The 2674-nt window shown below is 57.3% G+C and carries 5 protein-coding genes; 3 read left to right on the top strand and 2 right to left on the bottom strand.

Translation table 11 applies throughout. The features are described from left to right. Window positions 1-40: 40 nt before the first annotated feature. From benD to WCA53_RS03980, 3 genes are read left to right on the top strand one after another with little or no spacing between them, the layout of a single operon-like run. A complete protein-coding gene (gene benD, locus WCA53_RS03970; RefSeq protein ID WP_423905679.1) occupies window positions 41-817 on the top strand; it encodes a benzoate diol dehydrogenase BenD in 777 nt (258 codons plus the stop codon). A 55-nt stretch (window positions 818-872) separates the two neighbouring features. Beyond that, complete coding sequence (locus WCA53_RS03975) at window positions 873-1040, top strand: hypothetical protein (protein ID WP_423905682.1); 168 nt, start codon at window positions 873-875, stop codon at window positions 1038-1040. Further along, on the top strand, window positions 1037-1594 hold the full coding sequence (locus WCA53_RS03980; RefSeq protein WP_423905685.1) for an MFS transporter: 558 nt from the start codon (window positions 1037-1039) through the stop codon (window positions 1592-1594). The genes WCA53_RS03975 and WCA53_RS03980 overlap by 4 nt, the downstream gene beginning before the upstream one ends. Before the next feature lie 339 nt (window positions 1595-1933). Here the strand turns inward: WCA53_RS03980 and WCA53_RS03985 are convergent, their stop codons facing one another. Together WCA53_RS03985 and WCA53_RS03990 are read right to left on the bottom strand one after the other, a co-directional pair. After that, window positions 1934-2257, bottom strand: a complete 324-nt coding sequence (locus WCA53_RS03985) for a type II toxin-antitoxin system PemK/MazF family toxin (protein WP_423905688.1) — start codon at window positions 2255-2257, stop codon at window positions 1934-1936. After that, a complete protein-coding gene (locus WCA53_RS03990; RefSeq protein WP_423905690.1) occupies window positions 2254-2466 on the bottom strand; it encodes an antitoxin MazE family protein in 213 nt (70 codons plus the stop codon). Before WCA53_RS03990 ends, WCA53_RS03985 begins: the two co-directional genes overlap by 4 nt. Between the last annotated feature and the right edge of the window lie 208 nt (window positions 2467-2674).

Genomic DNA, 2674 nt, shown 5'->3' on the forward strand with positions numbered 1-2674 from the left:
ACTATGAGAAGTTCACTCCCAACGCAGCATCGAGGGCAGCATGAGCATGCAACGATTCGCAGGCAAGGTCATGGTCGTCACCGGCGCTGCACAGGGCATTGGCCGCGGCGTAGCGCTTCGTGCGGCCGCTGAAGGTGGCAAAGTGCTGTTCGTCGACCGCGCCGACTTCGTCTCCGAAGTTGCCGCCGAAGCGAGCGGCGCGGACACGGCAGGGTTCATCGCCGACCTCGAGACCTACGAAGGCGCGGCATCGGCGATGGCCTTTGCAGTGAGCAAGTTTGGCGCCATCGACATCTTGGTCAACGGTGTCGGTGGCGCGATTCGGATGCGTCCGTTCGCCGAGTTCGAGCCAGCACAGATTGATGCGGAAATTCGCCGCTCTCTGATGCCTACGCTGTACGCCTGCCATGCTGTGTTGCCGCACCTGCTCAAGCGTGGCGGTGGAACCATTGTTAACGTCTCCTCGAATGCCACGCGGGGTATCCGCCGCGTACCGTATTCGGCGGCCAAGGGCGGCGTCAACGCGATGACGCAGTCACTAGCGATGGAGTACGCAGAGCACAACATCCGTGTGGTCGCCACCGCGCCGGGTGGAACCGACGCGCCTCCGCGACGCGTCCCTCGCAATACTGCCGGCGACAGCGAGCAGGAAAAAGCTTGGATGGACGATGCGGTGAAGCAGGTCACGGAATCGACCTTTCTCAAGCGTTACGGCAGCATCGACGAACAGGTCGCTCCGATTCTGTTCCTCGCTTCGGACGAGGCAAGCTATATCACCGGCACTGTGTTGCCAGTTGCCGGCGGTGACACCGGCTGACCCCTGACCTCGCGTGTAGATAATCGCCATCGAACTTTTGTAGGAGGCACGTTCCATGAACGAACGTAAAGCAATTGTCCCTGTGGGAATGGAAGGGGTGTACGAAAAGATTCGCTATGCACCGGCGGTGAGGGCCGGCAACCCTACCTCTGACATTTCCGCGCTGATTGACAAGAACCGGTCTGTCGATTCCAGTGGGTCGTATTTGCTTTATGTTTTATGACCACATTTTTTGACGGCTTCGATACGCAGGCAATCGGCTATACGGGACCCGCCATCATCGCTGCGTTCGGTCTCCGGCCAAGTGAGCTCGCCCCCATTTTAATTGCAGGCACGCTTGGGATGACCGTTGGAGCGATGACACTTGGCTTACTGGGTGACCGTGCCGGCAGGCGCCCGGCACTTCTGGGCGGCGTTGCGATGTTCAGTGTTGCGTCCTTGCTCACTGCCTTCGCGAAAAGCACGGACATCATCCTGGTTTTGCGGTTTGTTGCAGGTTTGGGTATGGGCGGATGCACGCCGGTACTTCTCGCACTTGCGTCAGAATACTGGCCGGCGCGGCACCGTGGTGCAGTCATGACTGGAGTTCTCTTGGGGCTTCCCGCAGGCGCTATGGTCGGTGCATTCCTCGCTTCCCAAATGATGCCGGCCCTGGGATGGCAGAGCGTCGTCGTGCCCAATCTTCAGGGCACACCGTCAGGTCGATCACACTCCCGCGGGCCTTGTAGCGGCTGGACGAATTACAAAATTCCATTCATTGTTGGTTCCTTGGGGTGAGGGTAGTCTAATCGTGTTTTGGGAAAATGCAGGACGAAAAAAGGCGCCTCGCCGAGATCGGTTAAGGCACACTTTCGATGGACCGTGAAGTTTTGTCGTTCTACTGCTGGCTTGACTGCGGAAGTCAAACTGCGTTGACGTGAAGCTTTTGGCCGTGACCAGCGAGATCGTTGTAGACGAGCTGCTCTTGAGTTTTCTGCGCTGCCGTGTTGCAGGCTTTGAGGTCGGCGAATGTTGCGGTGGTGTAGTTAGCGGCCGCCTCGTCGGTGGGACCGCCCGTGCCAATGATATGGACAACTGAGAGAATCAGGAAAAACTATTCACATGGATCTTTCTCCGTTACGCGAGCCCGAGGAACACGACCATCAAGCGGTTGACGGCGAGCAGCGTGTCGCTGTCCAATTCTCCTATTACGCTCCCGACCTTCTCGATCCGCACTGTGAAGATCTTGTCGACAGCGATCTGCGAGTGTTTGTTTAGCCCATTTTCGGATGTCGGGTAAATGTCGACGCGGATCAAGGGAGCCGCGGTGATCGTGCTCGTTATTTGGAGGAATGAGACTGTTGGGTGGTTGGAGAACAAGTCGGACTGCATCACGAGTCCCGGTCGAGCTTTGCCAAAGTCGCCTTGAAGCGCAACGGTGATGATGCTGCCGCGCTTCATTCCCATTCGTCCTCAATTAGCTTTTCCATAAAATCCATGTCTTCCTTTTCCACTGCCGCGTTCTGGCGAATGACTTCCGACTGACGTGCGCATTCCTCCGCAAATCCGGGACGACGGGTATCCGGTACCCAAATCTGGATTGGCCGCAAACCAGCGGCCCGTAGGTTGTCTCGACGAGTGCGGACCCGCTCTGATACGGTGGCTGCCATGATCTTCTCCGGTTGATAAGCGCTATTATAACCGTTACATGTAACGCGTCAAGCGCCCCTCGACACCTGGCCTCGACAAAGATTTCGGTCAAATAAAGCGCCGCGAGCTCGTCTGCGATAAGGATGGGACGATTTTTCGATAGAAGCGTTTTGAGAAACGTCAACGGACCAGGGTTCCGACAAAAGATCGCTCGAGGTCCGTGACACT

Source organism: Caballeronia sp. (genome assembly GCF_049581465.1).
GTDB lineage: Bacteria > Pseudomonadota > Gammaproteobacteria > Burkholderiales > Burkholderiaceae > Caballeronia.